Source organism: Arthrobacter sp. Soil_C_49, from assembly GCF_057656635.1.
The window spans coordinates 1-20515 of record NZ_JBDGJZ010000007.1; the positions used below are offsets into that span (position 1 = coordinate 1).

The window sequence follows — 20515 nt, forward strand, 5'->3', positions numbered from 1 at the left end:
ATTGCAGAACGTCCTGCGTTCCGCGGCGAAAATTGTGATCCGCAGACTTTGTCCCGCGCCACAGGTTGACGGAATCTCCATTATCGGCGAACAGTAAATAGGCGGGGGAGGGCCTGCAAAAAGGGCTGGTCCGCCCATTGTTCGTGGTGGTTTTTACCTCATTCCAGCAGTCGGAAGTGCGGACAATGCCGCCTTCGGCAAGCGGGCTTCACTTCTTTAGGCCCCTGTGACAGCTGGTCAAGCCCCGGCGATGGCGGTTTTCGAATAATCTCATGGCCTCCACACGTAACAGGGGCCCTGCTGAGGCAGCGCCAAGCGGAAAACCGCACTCCTCATGCATGACAAAAGAACAGATGGGGAAGTTGCCTTCCTCCCGCCTCAGGCGAACGGTTGCGACGGTGGCCCTACCGACCCGAGCCGCCATTTGCTGACTGCGGCAGGAGGACTGCCACAAAATCTTGGTGATTCCCCGACTCGGTTCGGTAGGACACTTTGACCTCGCTATATGGGCAGGGCAGTACCCAGAAGCAGCCACCCATTGTTTCCACTGTAGGAAGGTCGCCCCTCTATAGTGACCGGAGTACGACGGCGCTCCCTTGCCCGCCCCCGCCGCAGATCCCAGCTGCGCCGAGAGTTCCTGGGCCCTGTTCGGCCAGTTGCCGGGCCAAGGTTCCGACGATACGGGCTCCGGAGGCTCCGATCGGGTGGCCAAGTGCGATCGCCCCGCCACGGGTATTCACCCGGTCGCCGTCCACGCCGAGAGCGCGAAGCGCACGCTGGTTGGATCGTAGCCCGCCACGGTAAACAGTTCTAGAGCCGCTACGGCAACGTCGGAGCGAAAGTCAGCCATGGATGCCATCCCGGTACCTTAGCAGCGGATTACTTCCGTGCCTGCGCAGTCGCGGTCGATAAGGCACATCGCTGCCCCTGCGTTGAGTTTTCCACCTTTTTGCCAATTCAAGAGCGTTCGCTTATATCAATGGAGCGCAATTCCGCCTTGAGTATCTTGCCAGTGGAGTTATGTGGGAGTTCCTCTGCGAACAGGATTTTGTCGGGGATTTTGAATCCGGCGATCTGGCCTTTGATGTGGGAGCGGATTGCCTCAGCTGTCAGCGCGCTGTTGGTGCTGCGGACGACAAAGGCAACAGGACGCTCGCCCCACTTTTCGTGCGGGACGCCGATTACCGCCACGTCCGTCACGTCAGGATGGCTGAAGATTGCCTGCTCCACCTCGATAGTGGAGATGTTTTCGCCGCCGGAGATGATGATGTCCTTCGCACGATCCTTCAGTTGAATGTAACCGTCGGGGTGCATCACCCCGAGGTCGCCCGTGTGGAACCAGCCACCGCGGAAGGCTTCGGCCGTTGCCTCATCATTCTTGAAGTAGCCAATCATGACGTTGTTGCCGCGCAGCACGATTTCACCCATGGTCTTGCCGTCGGCAGGGACGTCAATCATGTCCGGATCGACAATGCGAGCCGATTCCGCCTGAAGCATTCCTACGCCCTGCCGGGAAATCTTGCGGGCCCTGTCCTGGGGGGCAAGTTCATCCCATTCGGTTTGGTATTCACAAATGGTGTACGGCCCGTACACCTCGGTGAGGCCGTAGACGTGCGTCACGCGGATGCCGAAGGATTCCATGGCCGAAATGATGGCAGGTGATGGAGGGGAACCGGCGGTCGTGACTTGCAGGGGTCGTTCCAGTTTGTGGGCCTGCGGCGCATCAGCGATCACACTGCAGACTGTGGGTGCACCACAGAGATGGGTTACACCTTGGGTATCAATGGCACTCCAGACGCTCTCCGGGCGTACCGCACGCAGGCAGAGATGGACACCGGCGACAGCTGTGATCGCCCAGGTGGTGCACCAGCCGTTGCAGTGGAACATCGGCAGGGTCCAGAGGTAGCGGGTCTCCGCGTTGAACTGATTGTGGATGGTTTCCCCGAGCGCATTGAGGTAGGCGCCCCGGTGGGAGTAGAGTACGCCCTTCGGTTTGCCTGTAGTGCCAGAGGTGTAGTTGAGCGCGATCGGGGCCCGTTCGTCATGGACAAGCCAGGGAAGATCAGCGTCATCGGATGCCTTGTCGGCAATGAAGTCGCCGTATTGCAGCGTGGCCACGCCAACGACGGGCTTGGCCACGGTGTTGGTGCTGTCCGGGATTTCAATGATGTCCTGCAGCTGAGCCAGCTGCTCCCGATCTATTCCTTCCACTGAGCCCAGCAGTTCGGAATCAACAAACAGCAGCCTGGACTCGGAATGCTCCAGTATGTACTGCAGTTCCCTGGCGGTGAGGCGCGTGTTTAGTGCCACGAGGACCCCGCCGGCTAGCGGGACTGCGAAATGGGCGATGAGCAGTTCGGGGACATTAGGGCTTAGGAACGCGACGCGGTCTCCGGGCCGGATGCGGCTTTTGATCACCTTGGCGAGGCGCTGGGTTTCGGTCGCGAACTGCTGGTAGCTGTAGGAGCGGGTGCCGTGGATTATTGCCGTTTTGTGCCCGAATACTTCGGCCGAGCGCTGCAGGAACCGCAGTGGGCTCAGGGGTGTGTCGTTGGCGAAATCAGTTGTGGTCATGATGAGTCCTTAAGCGAAGGCGCTTTGCCCGGTGATGTCGCGCCCGATGAGTAGAGCCTGGATACTTTGGGTGCCTTCGTAGGTGTGAATGGATTCGATGTCCAGCAGGTGGCGGATGACGTGGTTTTCGAGCAGGATTCCATTTCCGCCCAGCATGTCCCGGGCGATGGATGCCAGTTCCCGGGCCTTGCGGGTGTTGTGGTATTTCGCCATCGAGGCCTGGGTGGGTTGCAACTGGCCGGCAGCATCCAGTGCCGCAAGGTGAACGCAGTGCAACTGCATGCTGGTCAGTTCAGCTAGCATGTACGCGAGTCGGTCCTGAACCAGCTGGAATTTGGCGAGCGGCTTGCCGAACTGCGTCCGCTGTGTGGCGTAGTTCAGTGCGGCTTCATATACCGCTGTGGCGTGGCCCAGGGCGGACCAGGCTACGCCCAGTCGGGTGGCGACCAGCACCTTGGAGGTGTCCTTGAAGGTTTGGGTGCCGGGAAGGACGTTTGCGGCTGGAATGCGGACGTTGTTGAGGCGGATGCGGGCTTGATGCATGGCTCGGAGGGAGGCTTTCCCCTGAATTGGTTCGGCTTCATAACCCTCCCGGTCCTGTTCGACCAGAAAGCCTCGGACGTTTTCCGCTTCGTCGCGGGCCCAGACGACCGTTATGTCTCCCCCGCAGCCATTGCCAATCCACTTCTTCTCACCGTTGAGTACATACTCGTCCCCCTCACGCCTGGCGCTCGTCTCCAGCGCGACGGAGTCGGACCCGTGCGCCGGCTCAGTGAGGGCAAAAGCGCCAAGCTTTTCACCGCGGGCCAGCGGGCCCAGCCACGTGCGGCGCTGCTCAGGGGAACCGTAAAGGGCTATTGACCGCATCGTCAGTCCACCTTGAACCGCAATGATAGTGCCCAAAGAACCATCGCCCCGCGAGACCTCCATGTTGACCAGGCCCGCCGCCAGCGGCGACAAGGGCTCAACGCCATCTATTTCGAGGCCGTCCGAGAGTAGATTCATCTCCCCCATCACTTTGACCAGATGGGCCGGAAATTCGCCGCGTTCCCAGTAGTCGTTCATTTGTGCCGCATTTTGCTCGACAAAGCTCCGGGCCCGGGCCCAGGCCGCGCGGTCCGCTTCGGGCATGTCTGCCAGTGCGGAATAGTAGTCCGTGTCGAGTGCTTCAGTAATGTCGTAGTCCACCATTGGGTAGTGTTCCTTAGAGAGGGTTTGTCAGAAGTTAGGTTGTGAAGGTCAGCATCTGGGCGGCGTCAGTTTCGGGCTCTTCCCTGAAGCTGAGTGTGGGATGAAAATTCTTTCCCCACGCTTTTTGTGATGCGCCCGTCAGGTCAAGCAGCGGCGTAAGGCCGCCTTGATGCTGAGGGAAGTTGGCGCCAAGGATAATGCAGAGATCAATCTCTGCAGGACTGTCCACTACTCCTTCAGCCAAGATCAAACCGACTTCTTCAGCCAAAGCGCTGAGGACTTTCGCCGTGATCTGCCGGGCCTACATAGGCGCGCTGAACACGCCTACTTCCTTTTTAGGGCTCCGTCTGCTGCGGTCACTGCGGCGCCATGCGAAGGGCACCATCCATGCGTATCGTCTCGCCATTTAGGTAGTCATGCTCAGCGAGCATAATCACGAGCTGTGCGTATTCGTTGGGCTGTGCCAAGCGCTTAGGGAAGGGGATGTTTTGCGCCAGGGCTTTGGTGACCTCTGTGCCCAGTGAAGCGAGCATCGGCGTATCAACGATTCCGGGGGCAATGGTATTGACGCGGATTCCTGACCTGGCCAAGTCCCTTGCTGCCGGTATGGTCATGGCGACGACGCCGCCCTTTGAGGCCGCATACGCGATTTGGCCGATTTGTCCTTCATACGCCGCGACTGATGCCGTGTTGATAATGAGTCCGCGTTGCCCGTTCTCGTCTGCTGCCTGCTTTGAGATCAGCTCCGAGGAAAGTCGCAGGACATTGAAGGTCCCCAGGAGGTTTACTTCAAGAGTCTTGCGGAAGATTCCCAGGTCATGGGTCCCCCGCGAAGAGAGAACGCGCGCAGCCGGAGCGATGCCCGCACAATTGACCACAAGCCGTAACGGCGGCTCGATAGCGCTGATAGTGCCCAAGGCGCTGCGGATCTGACTCTCATCCGTGACATCGGCTGCCACATAACGGACATTGTGCACCTCTGCGGCTTTTTCGATGGATGAAGCCAAATCAATACCCAGGACCGAAACGCCCTCGCCGGTCAAGGCGGCAGCGGTCGCAGCGCCTAATCCCGATGCGGCCCCGGTAACTAATGCCGTAATTCCATTGAGGTCCATGGTGCTCCTTTTGCGTGATGGCCGCCCCTCCGGTCTAGAGCGGCGGTACTTACATGTGTTCAGTCGTACTGACGGCGGTTACCACGTGTCTCGGGCCAGCAATCTGCACAAGCATGCTGCTGCTCGGACCGGCCGAAAGGGGCTGTACCGAACTCCGGTCAACGCCAACCAGTCGGTCTCCCAAGCGCTGGGCAGACCCGAACAGCCCCAACGCTCTAGAATTTACTAGGAAGTCCGAGTATATTCGGTTCGGAAGAAACTGTCGCGGCTCATCGCGGCCGAGTTACGACTTCAAAATCGCACGGTGCAAAGGAGCATTCCATTATGGTTCAAGAGCTATCCCATTACATTGACGGACAGCACGTTCAGGGCACCTCGGGACGCTTCAGCGATGTCTACGATCCATGCACCGGCAAGGTCCAGGCTAGGGTGCCGCTGGCCAGCACCGAGGAAGTCCGCAACGTTGTTTCTAACGCGGAGAAGGGCCAGCTGGAATGGGCGGCCATGAACCCTCAGCGCCGAGGGCGAATCCTGCTGAAATTCGTTGACCTGGTCAACCAGAATTTGGATGAACTCGCTACCTTGTTGTCCTCGGAACACGGCAAGACCTTCCTGGACGCGAAGGGGGACATCCAGCGCGGTATCGAAGTCGTGGAATTCGCCGCGGGCGCCCCGCACCTGCTCAAAGGCGAATTCTCGGACAACGCCGGGACTGGCATTGATGTCCACTCGCTCCGCCAGCCGCTCGGCGTCGTCGCCGGAATCACGCCCTTCAATTTTCCCGCCATGATCCCCCTGTGGAAGTCCGGCCCGGCACTGGCCGCGGGCAACTCCTTCGTACTCAAACCCTCCGAACGGGACCCGTCCGTGCCGTTGCGCCTGGCCGAACTCTTTACCGAGGCCGGCCTGCCTGACGGCGTCTTCAACGTCGTCAATGGCGATAAGGAAGCGGTGGATGCCCTGTTGGAGGATCCTCGTGTCCAAGCCATCGGCTTTGTCGGCTCCACGCCCATCGCGCAGTACATCTATGCCACCGCCGCCGCAAACGGCAAGCGCGCCCAATGCTTCGGCGGAGCCAAAAACCACATGGTCATCATGCCCGACGCTGACCTGGACATGGCAGCGGATGCCCTGATGGGTGCCGGCTTCGGCTCCGCCGGGGAACGCTGTATGGCTATCTCGGTGGCTGTGCCGGTCGGTAAAGCCACCGGTGACGCCCTCGTCGCCAAGCTCGAGGAACGCATCGCTGAACTCAAGGTTGGCCACAGTCTTGCCAAGGACTCGGACTTCGGCCCGGTTGTAGCGGCTTCGGCCAAGGAACGGATCGAAGGCTACATTCAGGCCGGTGTAGACGAGGGAGCGACCCTGTTGACAGACGGCCGCGGCCTCCAGGTAGAGGGCTACGAAGGTGGCTTCTGGGTCGGGCCCACCCTTTTCGACAACGTCACCAAGGACATGACGATTTACAAGGAAGAGATTTTCGGCCCGGTACTCAGCGTGCTCCGGGCCGATGACTACGATGAGGCCCTGCGTCTATGCAGCGAGCACGAGTTTGGCAACGGCGTGGCAATCTTCACCCGCGACGGTGACTCCGCCCGCGACTTCGCAAGCCGGGTCCAGGTGGGCATGGTCGGCATCAACGTCCCCATCCCTGTGCCCATCGCCTACTACACCTTTGGGGGCTGGAAGGCCTCCGGCTTCGGGGACCTTAACCAGCACGGTACCGACGCCTTCCGCTTCTATACCAAGACCAAGACGGTCACCACCCGGTGGCCCTCCGGGATACGCACCGGTGCCAGCTTTGTGATGCCGGAAGGCAGCTGACGATGGTGGAACACTCCATCGAGTCCCCATCAGCGGAGGTCTTGTTCGAACGGCGCGGCCGTCTCGGTGTCGTAACGCTCAACCGGCCCCGGGCCGTCAATGCGCTCAGCGCGGGAATGGCCTCGGCCATGCTGGCGCAACTCAGAGTCTGGGCTGATGACGATGCCGTTGCTGCCGTGCTTGTCCGCGGTGCCGGTGACCGCGGGTTATGCGCAGGTGGAGACATAGTCGCTATCTACCGGGACATACTCGAGGGCGGTAAGGCAACACCTGCCTTCTGGGCTGAGGAATATGAAATGAACTCCCTCATCTCGAACTACCCCAAGCCATATGTGGCCTTCATGGATGGGCTGGTCCTCGGCGGCGGAGTGGGTATCTCCGCGCACGGCTCGGTCCGAATTGTCACCGAACGCACCCGGATGGGCATGCCCGAAACCACCATAGGTTTCGTGCCCGACGTGGGCGGGACACTGCTGCTCTCCCGCGCTCCCGGGGAATTCGGCACCCACGCCGCGCTGACAGGCGCGCATGTGAGCGGTGCCGACGCCTTGTTCTTGGGGCTCGCAGACCACTTCGTTCCATCCGCGAAGCTGGCAGACCTTGCCCAGGCCCTTGAGAGCGAGCCGGCTGACGCCGCCGTCGCCCGCTTCGCCGAGCAGGCCCCGCCCTCCGAACTCGCACGGCAGGAATGGATCAACGCCTGCTACTCCAGCGATGACGCAGAGGAAATCGTGCGTCGACTGCGGGCCGTTGACGGAGAGACAGTACGGGAAGCAGCTAAGACTGCCGAGACAATAGAAGCCAAGTCACCGACCGCAGTGAAAGTGGCACTGGAATCGTTGCGCCGGGCCAGGGGGCTAAGCCTGGAAGAAGCCTTGGAGCAGGAATACCGGGTAGGACTACGGCTCCTCGCCGGACCCGACTTCAGGGAGGGCATCCGGGCCCAGGTGGTCGATAAGGACCGCAACCCGCGCTGGAAGCCCGCCACATTGGCAGAGGTCGGTAGCGACGACGTCGATGCCTACTTTGCCTCCCTGGGTGACCGTGAACTGCTGCTTGCAAAGGAGCGAAATAATGTCTGAAACAGCAACTTCAGAGCTGAATCAACCCACGCGGACCGCCCCGGTAGCCTTCCTGGGCCTGGGTCACATGGGCGGACCGATGGCTATCAACCTTGTGAAAGCCGGCTACACCGTGACCGGCTTCGATGTCATGCCAGCCGCACTTGAAACTGCTCAAGCGCACGGTATAGCCACCGCGGACAGCGCCACCAATGCTGTGGCTGACGCCGCCATAGTCCTCACGATGTTGCCCAGCGGCAAACACCTGCTCGATGCATACCGAGGCACCGACGGCCAGCCGGGCCTGCTCGCGACCGCCGCACCGGGCACCCTCTTCCTGGACTGCTCTACCATCAACGTAGATGAAGCCAGGGAAGCTGCCGAACTTGCCGTAGCCGCCGGCCACCGGGCCTTGGACGCCCCCGTTTCCGGCGGCGTCATAGGTGCTGAGGCGGGCACTCTGACATTCATGGTCGGGGCACGTTCCGAGGACTTCGAGGCGGTCAAGCCGCTGCTGGAGGTCATGGGCAAGCGCGTTGTTCGTTGCGGGGAAAACGGTGCAGGTCAGGCCGCGAAGATCTGCAACAACATGATTCTCGGCATCTCGATGATCGCCGTCAGCGAAGCCTTTGTCCTGGGGGAAAAGCTGGGCCTGACCCATCAGTCGCTGTTCGACGTCGCCTCTGCCGCCTCGGGTCAGTGCTGGGCGCTGACCACAAATTGTCCCGTGCCGGGACCAGTGCCGGCAAGCCCCGCCAACCGCGACTATCAGCCCGGTTTCGCCGGGGCCCTGATGGCGAAGGACCTGAAGCTGGCACTGAACGCAATCGAGAGTACCGGCGTTGCCTCCAAGCTGGGTCCGCTCGCATCCGAAATCTACCAAAGCTTCGTTACGGACGGCGGAGCCGCCCGGGACTTCTCCGGCATCATCACCAACATTCGGGACAACTCGAAATTCTAACCGAAGAACCAACAGCGACCAGCGGATTTCAACTGGAGCAACAGTAACCGAAGGCAGACACATGGCGGAGCAGTACACAAACATACTGGTGGAGTGCCGGGAGCGCGTTGGGCTCGTCACACTCAACCGGCCCGAGGCGCTGAACGCGCTTAACGAGGCCACTATGGAGGAAATTTACGCGGCAGTCGCGCAGATGGATGCTGACCCGGGGACAGGCGCGGTCGTAATCACCGGCTCTGCCAAGGCTTTCGCTGCGGGGGCAGACATCAAGGAAATGCAGTCAAAGGGCTACATGGACATGTATGCGGCGGACTGGTTCCGTCGCTGGGAAGACCTCGCGCGGCTCCGGACCCCCCTGGTCGCTGCCGTCTCCGGCTTCGCCCTGGGTGGTGGCTGCGAACTGGCGATGATGTGCGACTTCATCATCGCCGGGGACAACGCCAAATTCGGCCAACCGGAAATCAACCTCGGCGTGCTTCCCGGCATGGGCGGCTCCCAACGCCTAACCCGCGCCGTAGGCAAATCCAAGGCGATGGACATGATCCTAACGGGGCGCTATATGGACGCCCAGGAAGCCGAACGCGCAGGGCTCGTCTCACGAGTGGTGCCGGCCGCGGACGTGATAAACGAAGCGCTGCAGACCGCCGCGGTTATTGCCTCCAAATCCAAGCCAGCAGCGATGATGGCCAAGGAAGCAGTGAACGCCGCGTTCGAGACAGGGCTGTCCCAGGGGGTGCTGTTTGAACGGAGACTGTTCCATTCGCTGTTCGCCACCGAAGACCAAAAGGAAGGCATGTCAGCCTTCGCAGAAAAACGCCAGCCGGACTTCACACACCGCTGAACGGGAACCTCCAACACTTCCTGCAAGCGGCCTGCCCGGGCATGCGGAAAGTCCTTCCGCGAGGCAGTACTCCGTGGCCGCAGGCACCGGATGCGTTGACGCCACATTCTTGCCGCGCCGCGCACCCACGCGCCAACTAACATTCCTGTGCCAGTTGGCTGCCAGTCACCATGGGCTCTTCCATGTCCCATACCGAACATAGAGGCAACACCACGCGGACGTGGCGCTTCGTACCGCCAGACCCACGCCGCCGCGAACATTTGACCCCCAGAATATTTGGCCGGATCTCTGAGCAGGGATTGGAACAGGCAGCATGAACCATCGCAGAACTACCTCCTTTCGGAGGTAGTTGGACGTCCATGCTTTTTGCTACGGTGATCTGCATCACCCCCATACCAGCCGAGGCTCACTTCAAAGGAAATCGTCATGACCTCAAATCCGCGGATTCCGCCCGCAGCACTGCAAGCGCCACCCAGCCCCAAAACTTTGCGCAAGGTCGCCTTCGCAAGCGCCGCCGGTACAACAATTGAGTTTTACGACTTCTTCATATACGGCACCGCCGCCGCCCTGGTCTTCCCCGTCGTCTTCTTTCCAGCCCTCGGCACCGCGGCCGGCACCGTTGCCTCCTTCGGCACGTTCGCCGTCGCCTTCCTTGCCCGTCCCATCGGGGCGATAATCTTCGGCCACTTCGGAGACCGGCTCGGACGGAAAAAAACCCTCATCACCACACTGCTGATGATGGGCATCGCCACGGTGATGATTGGTCTCATTCCTGACGCCAGCACCATCGGCGTGATCGCTCCTATCCTGCTGGTCGCTTTGCGCTTCGTCCAAGGCCTCGCCGTTGGCGGTGAATGGGCCGGGGCTACGCTCCTCGTGGCCGAATACGCCCCCACGGGAAAGCGTGGATTGTTCGGGTCCTTCCCGCAGCTCGGTCCGTCCGTCGCCTTCGCCTTGGCTAGCGGCACATTCCTCATCACCAACCTGACACTGGGGGACAAGTCCGAAGCCTTCATCACGCTGGGCTGGAGGATCCCGTTCATTCTCAGCGCTGTGCTCGTACTCGTAGGCCTGTGGGTGCGATTGAGCATCGAGGAAACCCCAGTTTTCAAAAATGCAGCCAAGGACGCCGATACCAGCACCAAGCTGCCGATCCTTGAATCGATTAAGCGCCAACCGCGCGAAATCCTCCTCGCCGGCGGATCCTTGACGCTCCTTTTCGCATTTTTCTACCTTGGCACCGCCTTCCTCACCAGCTACGCCACCAGCTCCACAGGTATGCAGTTGAGCCGGGTGGAAGTGTTGAGCACCGGCATTGTCGCCTCCTTGTTTGTCGCTGCCGCAACCCTGGCCTCAGGTGTGCTCTCCGACCGCTACGGCCGGAAAAAGGTCATCGCCATCTCGTGCATCCTGGCCGTACCCTGGTCCCTCGTGCTGTTCCCGATCCTTAGCGCCAACACCGTATTCGCGTTTGGTCTCGGCCTCACCGGCACCCTGGTCATTTTCGCCATCGCCTACGGCCCGGCCGGCGCGCTGCTTCCGGAGCTCTTCGACACCCGGTACCGCTACACAGGCGCCGGAATGGGCTACAACCTGGCCGGCGTCATCGGTGGAGGTATTGTCCCGCTCGTGGCGGCACAGCTGGCCGGCACGTCCGGTGCGTGGTCGATAGGGTTACTGCTCGCCGGGATCGGCGTGTTCAGTGTGCTTTGCACGCTGGCGCTGCCGAACAAGGAAAAGCAGGGCCTGGAAAAGGGCGAACCGAACAGCGGGACCAAGCCCCGGCTGGCCGAAGAGTCACCGATCACGGCTCCTGATCCTACACAATAACCCACTGCAGCGAAGACAAATAGGCGGGGCCGTCGGACGAATCCGGCGGCCCCACCCTAGGGAATCAATCCCAGCCGGCGGGCCACTGACACCGCTTCGAGCCGATTGTGCGCCGACAGCTTCACCATCGCGTTCTGCAAATAGCTCTTCACCGTCACCGCTTTCAGACCAAGGCGCTCTGCCGTTTCCTGATAAGAACACCCAAGCGCCACGTGGGCCAGCACATCCAGTTCACGACGGGCCAACCGGACTGTCTGATCCATGCCGACAGGGGAAGCCGGTGCCAGATGACTGCCAATAATCTCCAACTGCTCAGCCAAATGCGGGTCAGACACCCTGCCGGCCAGCGACCGCAGCTCAGCGTGGGCTTCGCGCACGTGCTCGAGCCAGCTCCGCTCCAGTACCAGGGCAGGTTCGACTGCTGCGGCATCGATCATCGCGACCCGCAGATCGACTTCGTCCCGAATCCGCAGTTCCTCAGAGATACCCGCAGCGGCCGCCGTAGCCTCCCGAACAGCCATTTCGCCCATCAGGACGCCTTCCCTGCCCGCGACATACAGCACCGCCCGCGGCCTGCCCTGGACCATCACAGGCACCGCCGCCATCGAGGTCAAACCTTCCCGTCGTACGGCGAGATCATATTCGTGCGTGATGCCTTCGGAACCGATGTAATCCGCGACGAGGAACGGCCTCTGCTCTCTTATGACGCGGCCACCCAGGCCAGCGCCGGAAACGACCACGACCTGGTCCAGGCTTGAGGTGACCGTCCCAAGAAACTCCGTCAACTGCAGCAATTCGCCGTTGCCCAGTCCGGCAAAGATCACCGCGGGCCGGAACCTGTTGGAGAGCAGGCGCAGGGAGGCGCGGAGCAGCTCCCGGTCATCCGGACGGGAATAGGCGTTCGGCTGCATGAGGGGTCTCCTAGTGCCGTGGAACACACCTCACGGCGCTGCGACGGAAAGTTAGTGGAGGACGGGCTTTCGGGTGCCCAGGATCAACCGCTGAAATCGCCGGCATTACGGCGGAAGGAGCCGAGAATGCGGTTCAGCTGGTCAACATCCTCCTCCCCGAATCCAGACTGTGCGAACACCTCTGAGTTCAGCGCCCCAGTCGCCCGCTTGGCCAATGTCCGCCCGTCCGTGGTGAGCTCAATCAGAGTTGTGCGCCCGTCGGTAGGATGCGGCGAGCGGATTACCAGGCCCGCGTCCTGCAGGCGGTCGACGGCGTTCGTCACCGAGGTGGGGTGCACCTGCAGCAGCGCGCTGGCTTTGTTCATAGGCAGCGCGCCGCTGCGGGCAAAACTCAACAAAGCGAGGAGTTCGTACCGGGCAAAGGTCAGCCCGAACGGCTTCAAGACCCCCTCGATCCGGGACAGCAGGATCTGTTGGGTGCGCATGATGGCGGTGATGGCAGCCATCGGCGCGGCGACATCGGACCAGCCGTGCCGTTCCCAATTCAGCCGGGCGTCCGCAATCGGATCACGTGGCAGCGGCGTTCCCACGGCACCCCCGGCTTCCCATCCTGAATCTCATAGGCTCAAGCCTAGCTTTTCAAGCCCGGAAAGTCGGCTTCGGAGTACTCCTTGCGAAGGCCGTCCGGAACCGTCCCGCCACCGTGGCGCAGTTCTTCACTGCGCCGCAGCTCCACGCGCCGGATTTTTCCGGAAATGGTTTTCGGCAGTTCGGCGAATTCCAGTCGGCGGATCCGCTTGAACGGTGCCAGGTGGTTGCGGCAATAAAGCAGAATGTCCTCAGCCAGTTCAGGGCTGGCCTCGTGGCCAGCGGCAAGTACCACAAATGCCTTGGGTACGGACAGCTTAATCGGGTCCGGGGACGGGACAACGGCGGCCTCTGCCACGGCCGGGTGCTCGATCAGTACGCTTTCCAGTTCGAACGGTGACAACCGGTAGTCCGAGGACTTGAAAACGTCATCGCCACGGCCCACGTAGGTGATGATGCCGCGCTCGTCCCGGCTTGCCATGTCGCCGGTGTGATAGTAGCCGTCACGGAACGCTGCTGCAGTCTTTTCAGGATCACCGTAGTACGCCTTCATCAGTCCGACCGGGCGGGGGTCAAGACGCAGGCAGAGTTCGCCGTCGGATCCCTCCTCGCCGGTTGCCGGATCCACGAGCACGACATCGTACCCAGGCAGAGGCTTGCCCATGGCGCCGATCGTGATCGGCTGCCCGGGGGTGTTGGCGATCTGCACAGTACTTTCGGTTTGGCCGAAACCGTCCCGGATGGTCTGTCCCCAGGCACGCTGGACCTGGTCGATCACCTCAGCGTTCAACGGTTCGCCAGCGGAGACCACCTTGGAGGGTGGATTCCTAAGCAGGGTCAGGTCAGCCTGGATGAGCATGCGCCAGACTGTCGGAGGGGCACAGAAACTCGTGACAGATTCACGGTCCATCTGCTCCATGAGCGCCTTGGCATCGAAACGCTCGTAGTTGTAAACAAATACGCATGCCTCAGCGATCCAGGGGGTGAACACGTTTGACCAAGCGTGCTTGGCCCAGCCGGGAGAGGCCACATTGAGATGTACGTCCCCGGGCTCCATCCCAATCCAGAACATGGTGGACAGATGGCCCACCGGGTATGAAGTGTGGGTGTGCTCGACGAGCTTGGCCCTGGAGGTGGTACCGGAGGTGAAGTAGAGCAGCAGAGTTTCATCAGCCCGGGTCGGCGCGTCCGGGACGAAGTCCTGACCCGCGCCGGCGGACTCAACGTACTGCAGGGCCTGCGGACTAACGGCGGTGCCATCTCCGCCAACTTCGATCAGGGTGTAGTCACCCCCGACCTCATCGAACTTCCCGATATTGGTACTGCCGGCCACGACCCAGCTCACCCCGCCGCGCTCCACCCGGTCGTTGAGGTCCGCGGACCCCATCAGAGTCGTGGTGGGAATCATGACGACACCGAGCTTGATTCCAGCGAGCATCAGTTCCCACAGTTCCACCTGATTGCCGAGCATGATGATCATGCGGTCACCGCGCCCCACGCCCTGTCCCCGCAACCAGTTGGCCACCTGGGCTGAGCGAAGGGACAGGTCACGGAAGCTGCGGCGTGTGGCAGTTCCGTCCTGCTCAACAATGACAAGGGCGGGGTTGTCCGCTTTGGCCGGGTCTGCCGCAATCTGGTCGAACCAGTCCAGTGCGAAGTTGAAGTGCTCAAAGCGAGGCCACTGGAATTCGCTGCGCGCAGCGTCATAATCCTTGCGGAGGTCAAGCAGACGATCGCGTGCCGCGCGGAATTCCTCAGTGACTGTCATAGTGCACCTCTCAATTGGATGGCGCCGCCGTTGAGGCCCGGCGCCTTGGCCGAAAAATTCGGTGGGATGGTGATCCCTATCACCATGCAATATACTAGGACATCCAAGGGTTTGGAAGAGCCGATCCTGTTCGTACCGGATCACTACGAAGGGATGCTTGCCCGTGCAGCCACATAGACGTGCCACCGGTCAAAACCTCGCAGAAGAAATTATCGAGGGGAAACCGGAAGGCAAAACAGGGGCCATAACAGGTTCACCGAACGCGGCCGACGTGGCCGCCCCGCCTTTCCCCGACGCCGATCTCATGTACATCGTTGACCTGCTTTCCCCTGAGGAGCAGTCCCGCTACCAAGAGACTCGTGACTTCCTTCAGTCAAGGATTCGGGCGGCATCAATCGACTACTGGAACCGTGAGGAGTTCCCCTTCGGGCTACTTGCCGAGCTCGGGAAGTATGGGCTTGGCGCCTTGGAGACGGATGGAACTTCGAGGCTGTTTAAAGGCCTTATGTATACGGAAGTGGCACGGGCGGATGTATCCCTTTCTGCCCTCGTCGGGATCCACAACGAGCTGATCGTCGGCATGATTGATGCGCTCGGATCTGAGGAGCAGAAGTCCCGCTGGCTCCCGGGGCTTACTGCGCTGACGCAGCTCGGAGCCTTTGCCCTTACGGAGCCAGACCATGGGTCAGACATAGCGGGCGGATTGGCCACCACCGCACGGCTGGAGCGTGGCGAATGGGTGATTAATGGCGCGAAGCGCTGGATCGGTGCCGGAACCATTGCGGACTTTGCCCTTGTCTGGGCCCGCGACACCGCAGACGACCAGATCAAAGCCTTCATCGTTGAAACCGACCGCCCCGGCTACACCGCCACAAAAATTGCCAACAAAATCGGGCTGCGCATCATGCAAAACGCCGACATCGTGCTCGACGAGATCCGCATCCCCGAATCCAACCTGCTGCCCGGAGCCACCGACTTCTCCAAGGCCAACACGCTACTGCGCAATTCCCGCGCCTGGGTTGGCTGGCAAGCAGCCGGCATCCAGCTGGCAGCGTTTGATATCGCACGTTCCTACGCCCTGGAGCGAAAACAGTTCGGCAAGGAACTGGCGCGCTTTCAACTCATCGCGCAGCAGCTGGCTGAAATCCTGGGCAACGCTTCCACCTCGCTGGCACTGATGGCACAACTGGCCCGTGTCCAGGAAGAGGGCAAGTTTGAAATGGTCCAGGCAGCTATGGCCAAGTCCACCACCACCCGGTTGGCCCGCGGCTCTGTAGCAATGGGCCGGTCACTCATGGGAGGCAACGGGATCAGCAGCGACTACGAAATGGGCAAACTCTTCGGCGACGCCGAAATCCTCTACACCTACGAAGGCAGCTACGAGATCAATTCATTGATCGTAGCTCGGGCTGTCACCGGCAAGTCGGCGTTCGTTTAGCGGGCAGCCGGGTAGACCGGCGCTCCGTGGAGGCGTCTGAGTCGCTGGGATCAGCAAATCCATCACGTTGATGTGGCGGCCCAACACGTGCCTCAGCTTTTACTGCCACATCCACTCCTTAAAACCCTGCAGCCGCAGAACATGAGGCGATTGCTGAATCCATAGCAGACACCAAGCCGAGCCTCGCAGAAGCTGCCTCTGCCCGTGCATGCACCGCAGTCCGTCCCTATCTCAAGGCCACACCCAGAAAGGAACCACATGGTTAAGGAACACCACGTCCGGGTATACAAAAGCGAGGAAAACCTCGCCCGCGAGGACCAGCTGGCCCACCGAATTGCCGAAGTGGCGGCCGACCCGGTCGCCGTCACGGACGACGTCACCGAGATGGTCATCAACCGCATCATCGACAACGCCTCCGTGGCTATCGCCTCTCTTAACCGCGCCCCGATCGTAGCTGCCCGTGCCCAAGCCCTCGCCCACAGGCCTTCCACCGGAGGCCAGGGCGCGAAGGTGTTTGGCGTCGATGAGCGCGTCTCCCCGGAATGGGTTGCGTGGGCCAACGGCGTGGCGGTGCGTGAGCTGGACTACCACGACACGTTCCTGGCTGCCGATTACTCCCACCCTGGCGATAACATTCCGCCGATTCTCGCTGTGGGCCAGCATGTGGGGTCTACCGGCCGGGACCTGGTTCGGGCGATCGCCACGGGGTATGAGATTCAGGTGAATTTGGTGAAGGCGATTTGCCTGCACAAGCACAAGATCGACCACGTGGCGCACCTTGGCCCCTCCGCGGCGGCGGGCATCGGCACCCTGCTGGGGCTCGACGTCGAGACCATTTTCCAGTCGGTCGGCCAGGCGCTGCACACCACGACCGCAACGAGGCAGTCCCGCAAGGGCGAAATTTCCACCTGGAAGGCGCACGCCCCGGCGTTTGCGGGGAAGATGGCCGTTGAGGCCGCGGACCGGGCCATGCGCGGACAGACGTCCCCCGTGCCCATCTACGAAGGTGAAGACGGTGTCATTGCCTGGATGCTGGACGGCCCGGACGCCTCCTATCTGGTCCCGCTGCCGGAGGCCGGGGAAGCCAAGCGCGCCATCCTGGACACCTACACGAAGGAACATTCCGCCGAGTACCAGGCGCAGGCCTGGATTGACCTGGCCCGGAAACTCAGCCGTGAGCACCCCGAAGCCACGGACGCGGCCAACGTGAAATCGGTCCTCATCAAGACCAGCCACCACACGCACTACGTCATCGGCTCCGGCGCCAACGACCCCCAGAAGTATGATCCCAAGGCCAGCCGGGAGACGCTGGACCACTCCATCCCGTACATCTTCACGGTGGCCCTGCAGGACGGGGCCTGGCACCATGTGGACTCCTACTCCCCTGCCCGGGCAGCAAGACCGGACACTGCGGACCTGTGGCAGAAGGTCAGCACGGAGGAGGATCCCGAGTGGACCCGCCGCTACCATTCCCTGGACATCGCGGAGAAAGCCTTCGGCGGTTCAGTGGAGATCACCCTGACGGACGGCACCGTGATCACGGACCAGATTGCCGTGGCCGACGCCCACCCGCTGGGCGCCCGTCCCTTCGGACGCGAGCAGTACATCAACAAGTTCCGCACCCTGGCCGCCGGTCTCGTTGAAGAGGCTGAAATCGAAAGGTTCCTGTCCGCCGTCGAACGCCTCCCGGAACTGGCCGCCGGCGAGCTGGACCAGCTGAACATCACCGCCGCCCCCGGCGTCATCGACCTGGGTGCTGCACCGAAGGGGCTCTTCTAGATGCTGTACTCCAAGACCACACCCGAGCAGAAACGGCTCCGGTTCCGGGAGCTCCTGGCATCCGGCACCGTCCAGCAGTTCCCCGGCGCCTTCAACCCGCTCTCGGCCCGGCTCATCGAGGAAAAGGGGTTCGCAGGGGTCTACATCTCCGGAGCAGTGCTGGCGAACGACCTCGGGCTGCCGGACATCGGCCTGACCACCCTCACCGAGGTGGCCACCCGGGCCGGGCAGATCGCCCGCATGACGGACCTGCCCGCCATCGTCGACGCCGACACCGGCTTCGGCGAACCGATGAACGTGGCCCGTACCGTCCAGGAGATCGAGAACGCCGGCCTGGCCGGGCTGCATATCGAGGACCAGTTCAACCCCAAGCGCTGCGGCCATCTGGACGGCAAGAACGTGGTGGACCTGGACACCGCCACCAAGCGCATCCGTGCGGCCGCGGATGCGCGCCGCGACCCGAACTTCCTGATCATGGCCCGCACCGACATCCGCGCGACCGACGGACTGGCAGCGGCGCAGGACCGGGCCAAGGCACTGGTGGAGGCCGGCGCGGACGCCATCTTCCCCGAGGCGATGGCCACCCTGGACGAGTTCCAGGCCATCCGCGACGCCGTGGACGTGCCCATCCTGGCCAACATGACAGAGTTCGGAAAGAGCGACCTCTTCACGGTGGACCAGCTCCAGTCAGTAGGCGTGAACATGGTGATCTACCCCGTCACCCTCCTCCGAAGTGCCATGGGAGCTGCTGAACGGGTCCTGGACACGCTCAAAAGCCTGGGAACCCAGCAGGTACGCGTGCCCGAAATGCTCACCCGCGCCCGCCTTTATGACCTCGTGGACTACGAGGCCTACAACAAATTTGATTCCGGCATCTTCAACTTCCAGATCCCCCCCACCCGCTAGTACAAGGAACTGCAACGAAGGAGTTCAGCATGGCTGACACAGAAATCAAAAAGGGCCTCGCCGGCGTCGTGGTGGACTACACCGCCGTCTCCAAGGTCAACCCCGACACGAACTCGCTTCTGTACCGGGGGTACCCGGTCCAGGAACTGGCAGCACGGTGCAGCTTCGAGGAAGTCGCCTACCTGCTCTGGAACGGCGAACTCCCCAACCCCGAGGAACTGGCCGCATTTACCGAGCAGGAGCGGGCCGGCCGCGCCCTGGACCCCGCGGTGAAACAAGTGGTGGACGCCCTGCCACTCACGGCACACCCCATGGACGTATGCCGGACTGCAGCCTCGGTTATGGGCGCACGACACCCGCTGGCCGAAGACTCCACCCCCGAGGCCAACATGGCCAAGGCAATCGACCTGTTCGCGGCTATGCCCGCCGTCGTCGCCTACGATCAGCGCCGCCGGCGGGGGCAGAACCTGGTGGAGCCCCGCGCTGACCTTGGCTACTCCGCTAACTTCCTGTGGATGTCCTTCGGTGAAGAAGCCGCACCCGAGGTTGTCGAGGCCTTCAACGTCTCGATGATCCTTTACGCCGAGCACTCCTTCAACGCCTCCACCTTCACGGCTCGAGTGGTGACGTCAACGTTGTCCGACCTTCATTCAGCCGTGACGGCGGCCATTGGCGCGCTCAAGGGTCCCCTTCACGGCGGCGCCAACGAAGCCGTCATGCACACCTTCGATGAAATCGGCATCCGCCCGGAGGAATCCCTCGAAGAAGCCGCCACCCGCGCCCGTGCCTGGATGGAAGACGCTCTGGCCCAGAAGAAGAAGGTCATGGGCTTCGGACACCGCGTCTACAAGCACGGCGACTCACGGGTACCCACGATGAAAGCTGCCCTGGACAAAATGATCGCCCACTACGGCCGGCCCGAACTGCTGGGACTCTACAACGGGCTGGAGGCCGCGATGGACGAGGCCAAAGCCATCAAAGCGAACCTCGACTACCCCGCCGGACCCACGTACCATCTCATGGGCTTCGACACCCAAATGTTCACCCCCATCTTCGTTGCCAGCCGCATCACAGGCTGGACCGCACACATCATGGAACAGGCCGCATCCAACTCCCTGATCCGGCCGCTGAGCGCCTACAACGGCGTAGAGCAGCGATCCCTTTAGCCGGCAATCCTGCTGGCCCTAAAGCTGCGGTGAGGCGCCCGATGGTCATCCGGTTCATCAACTATCGCAACGTTTTCGCACCTCACCGCTTCACCACCAGTACTTTCGGCGATACCGAAACGACAGGAAATCCGTGTGGATCTTCACTTCCAGCCAGACTGGCAGCGCAAATTGGGGCAATATCTGGAAGTGCGACGTCACGGTGACGTCGTTCGAACAGGAACGGTTGTGGCCGTTATGCCAGACATTCCATACTTCGGACCTCAGCAGATGGAGTATCCCCGCTCCAGATGGTGGAGAGAGTCGAGGGATACCAGATCTACTCCCGCTACCCGCGGGACCCAGCGCCTCCCCCGCAGCCGTTGACTATCGCCACACGACCCCACGGGGCGGCCTATTGGTTGGCGAAACGTCAATTATCGGCGTTCAAAGCGTGGGAGCGGGTGACGGCGACGAGAATTCAAGTTCTTGTACTGTCATGTCGGGTCCAGGGCTGTGAGGACGGCGTCCATTGTGAGTGGGGATACCGGCCCGGAGCCAGGTGCGGTGTTGCTTTTCAGTG

The 20515-nt window shown here is 61.7% G+C and carries 16 protein-coding genes and 1 pseudogene; 9 read left to right on the plus strand and 8 right to left on the minus strand.

The window, feature by feature from the left end; all coding sequences use genetic code 11:
* Positions 1-566: 566 nt before the first annotated feature.
* From AC3A4Z_RS12570 to AC3A4Z_RS12590, 5 genes and pseudogenes are all read right to left on the minus strand, one after another.
* Positions 567-767, minus strand: a pseudogene (locus tag AC3A4Z_RS12570) (acetyl-CoA C-acyltransferase); the annotation flags it as partial.
* A gap of 190 nt (positions 768-957) precedes the next feature.
* Positions 958-2574: an AMP-binding protein gene (locus AC3A4Z_RS12575; protein ID WP_498711844.1), complete on the minus strand. Its 1617-nt coding sequence runs from the start codon at positions 2572-2574 to the stop codon at positions 958-960.
* Positions 2575-2583: 9 nt separating this feature from the next.
* Entirely contained in the window at positions 2584-3765 is a 1182-nt protein-coding gene (locus AC3A4Z_RS12580; protein ID WP_498711845.1) for an acyl-CoA dehydrogenase family protein, read from the minus strand.
* Positions 3766-3799: 34 nt separating this feature from the next.
* On the minus strand, positions 3800-4033 hold the full coding sequence (locus AC3A4Z_RS12585) for a hypothetical protein (RefSeq protein ID WP_498711846.1): 234 nt from the start codon (positions 4031-4033) through the stop codon (positions 3800-3802).
* 88 nt (positions 4034-4121) lie between these two features.
* Positions 4122-4880: an SDR family oxidoreductase gene (locus AC3A4Z_RS12590; protein WP_498711847.1), complete on the minus strand. Its 759-nt coding sequence runs from the start codon at positions 4878-4880 to the stop codon at positions 4122-4124.
* Positions 4881-5204: 324 nt separating this feature from the next.
* Here AC3A4Z_RS12590 and AC3A4Z_RS12595 point away from each other — a divergent pair, with 324 nt between their 5' ends.
* The 5 genes from AC3A4Z_RS12595 (at position 5205) to AC3A4Z_RS12615 (ending at position 11397) form a co-directional block, all read left to right on the plus strand.
* Positions 5205-6704 carry a CoA-acylating methylmalonate-semialdehyde dehydrogenase gene (locus AC3A4Z_RS12595; RefSeq protein WP_498711848.1) on the plus strand — a complete coding sequence of 500 codons (1500 nt, stop codon included), beginning with the start codon at positions 5205-5207 and terminating at the stop codon, positions 6702-6704.
* Positions 6705-6706: 2 nt separating this feature from the next.
* The gene (locus AC3A4Z_RS12600; protein WP_498711850.1) at positions 6707-7786 is read left to right on the plus strand and encodes an enoyl-CoA hydratase/isomerase family protein; all 1080 of its coding nucleotides are present in this window, start codon (positions 6707-6709) and stop codon (positions 7784-7786) included.
* On the plus strand, positions 7779-8726 hold the full coding sequence (mmsB, locus tag AC3A4Z_RS12605) for a 3-hydroxyisobutyrate dehydrogenase (RefSeq protein WP_498711851.1): 948 nt from the start codon (positions 7779-7781) through the stop codon (positions 8724-8726). Before AC3A4Z_RS12600 ends, mmsB begins: the two co-directional genes overlap by 8 nt.
* A gap of 61 nt (positions 8727-8787) precedes the next feature.
* Positions 8788-9567, plus strand: coding sequence for an enoyl-CoA hydratase (locus AC3A4Z_RS12610; RefSeq protein WP_498711852.1), 780 nt, complete (start codon positions 8788-8790; stop codon positions 9565-9567).
* Between the two features lie 426 nt (positions 9568-9993).
* Positions 9994-11397, plus strand: coding sequence for an MFS transporter (locus AC3A4Z_RS12615; protein ID WP_498711853.1), 1404 nt, complete (start codon positions 9994-9996; stop codon positions 11395-11397).
* Between the two features lie 56 nt (positions 11398-11453).
* Here AC3A4Z_RS12615 and AC3A4Z_RS12620 read toward each other — a convergent pair whose 3' ends face one another.
* The 3 genes from AC3A4Z_RS12620 to AC3A4Z_RS12630 form a co-directional block, all read right to left on the minus strand.
* Positions 11454-12308: a LuxR C-terminal-related transcriptional regulator gene (locus AC3A4Z_RS12620; RefSeq protein WP_498711854.1), complete on the minus strand. Its 855-nt coding sequence runs from the start codon at positions 12306-12308 to the stop codon at positions 11454-11456.
* Positions 12309-12391: 83 nt separating this feature from the next.
* On the minus strand, positions 12392-12898 hold the full coding sequence (locus tag AC3A4Z_RS12625; protein ID WP_498711855.1) for a MarR family winged helix-turn-helix transcriptional regulator: 507 nt from the start codon (positions 12896-12898) through the stop codon (positions 12392-12394).
* Positions 12899-12939: 41 nt separating this feature from the next.
* Positions 12940-14664, minus strand: a complete 1725-nt coding sequence (locus AC3A4Z_RS12630; protein WP_498711856.1) for an AMP-binding protein — start codon at positions 14662-14664, stop codon at positions 12940-12942.
* 304 nt (positions 14665-14968) lie between these two features.
* On the opposite strand from AC3A4Z_RS12630, the gene AC3A4Z_RS12635 reads away from it, so the two are divergent.
* The 4 genes from AC3A4Z_RS12635 to AC3A4Z_RS12650 all read left to right on the plus strand — a co-directional run bounded on the left by AC3A4Z_RS12635 (position 14969) and on the right by AC3A4Z_RS12650 (position 19953).
* On the plus strand, positions 14969-16102 hold the full coding sequence (locus tag AC3A4Z_RS12635) for an acyl-CoA dehydrogenase family protein (RefSeq protein ID WP_498712062.1): 1134 nt from the start codon (positions 14969-14971) through the stop codon (positions 16100-16102).
* A 258-nt stretch (positions 16103-16360) separates the two neighbouring features.
* Entirely contained in the window at positions 16361-17881 is a 1521-nt protein-coding gene (locus AC3A4Z_RS12640) for an MmgE/PrpD family protein (protein ID WP_498711857.1), read from the plus strand.
* A complete protein-coding gene (gene prpB / locus AC3A4Z_RS12645; protein WP_498711858.1) occupies positions 17882-18787 on the plus strand; it encodes a methylisocitrate lyase in 906 nt (301 codons plus the stop codon).
* Positions 18788-18816: 29 nt separating this feature from the next.
* A complete protein-coding gene (locus AC3A4Z_RS12650; protein WP_498711859.1) occupies positions 18817-19953 on the plus strand; it encodes a bifunctional 2-methylcitrate synthase/citrate synthase in 1137 nt (378 codons plus the stop codon).
* Positions 19954-20515: the final 562 nt, after the last annotated feature.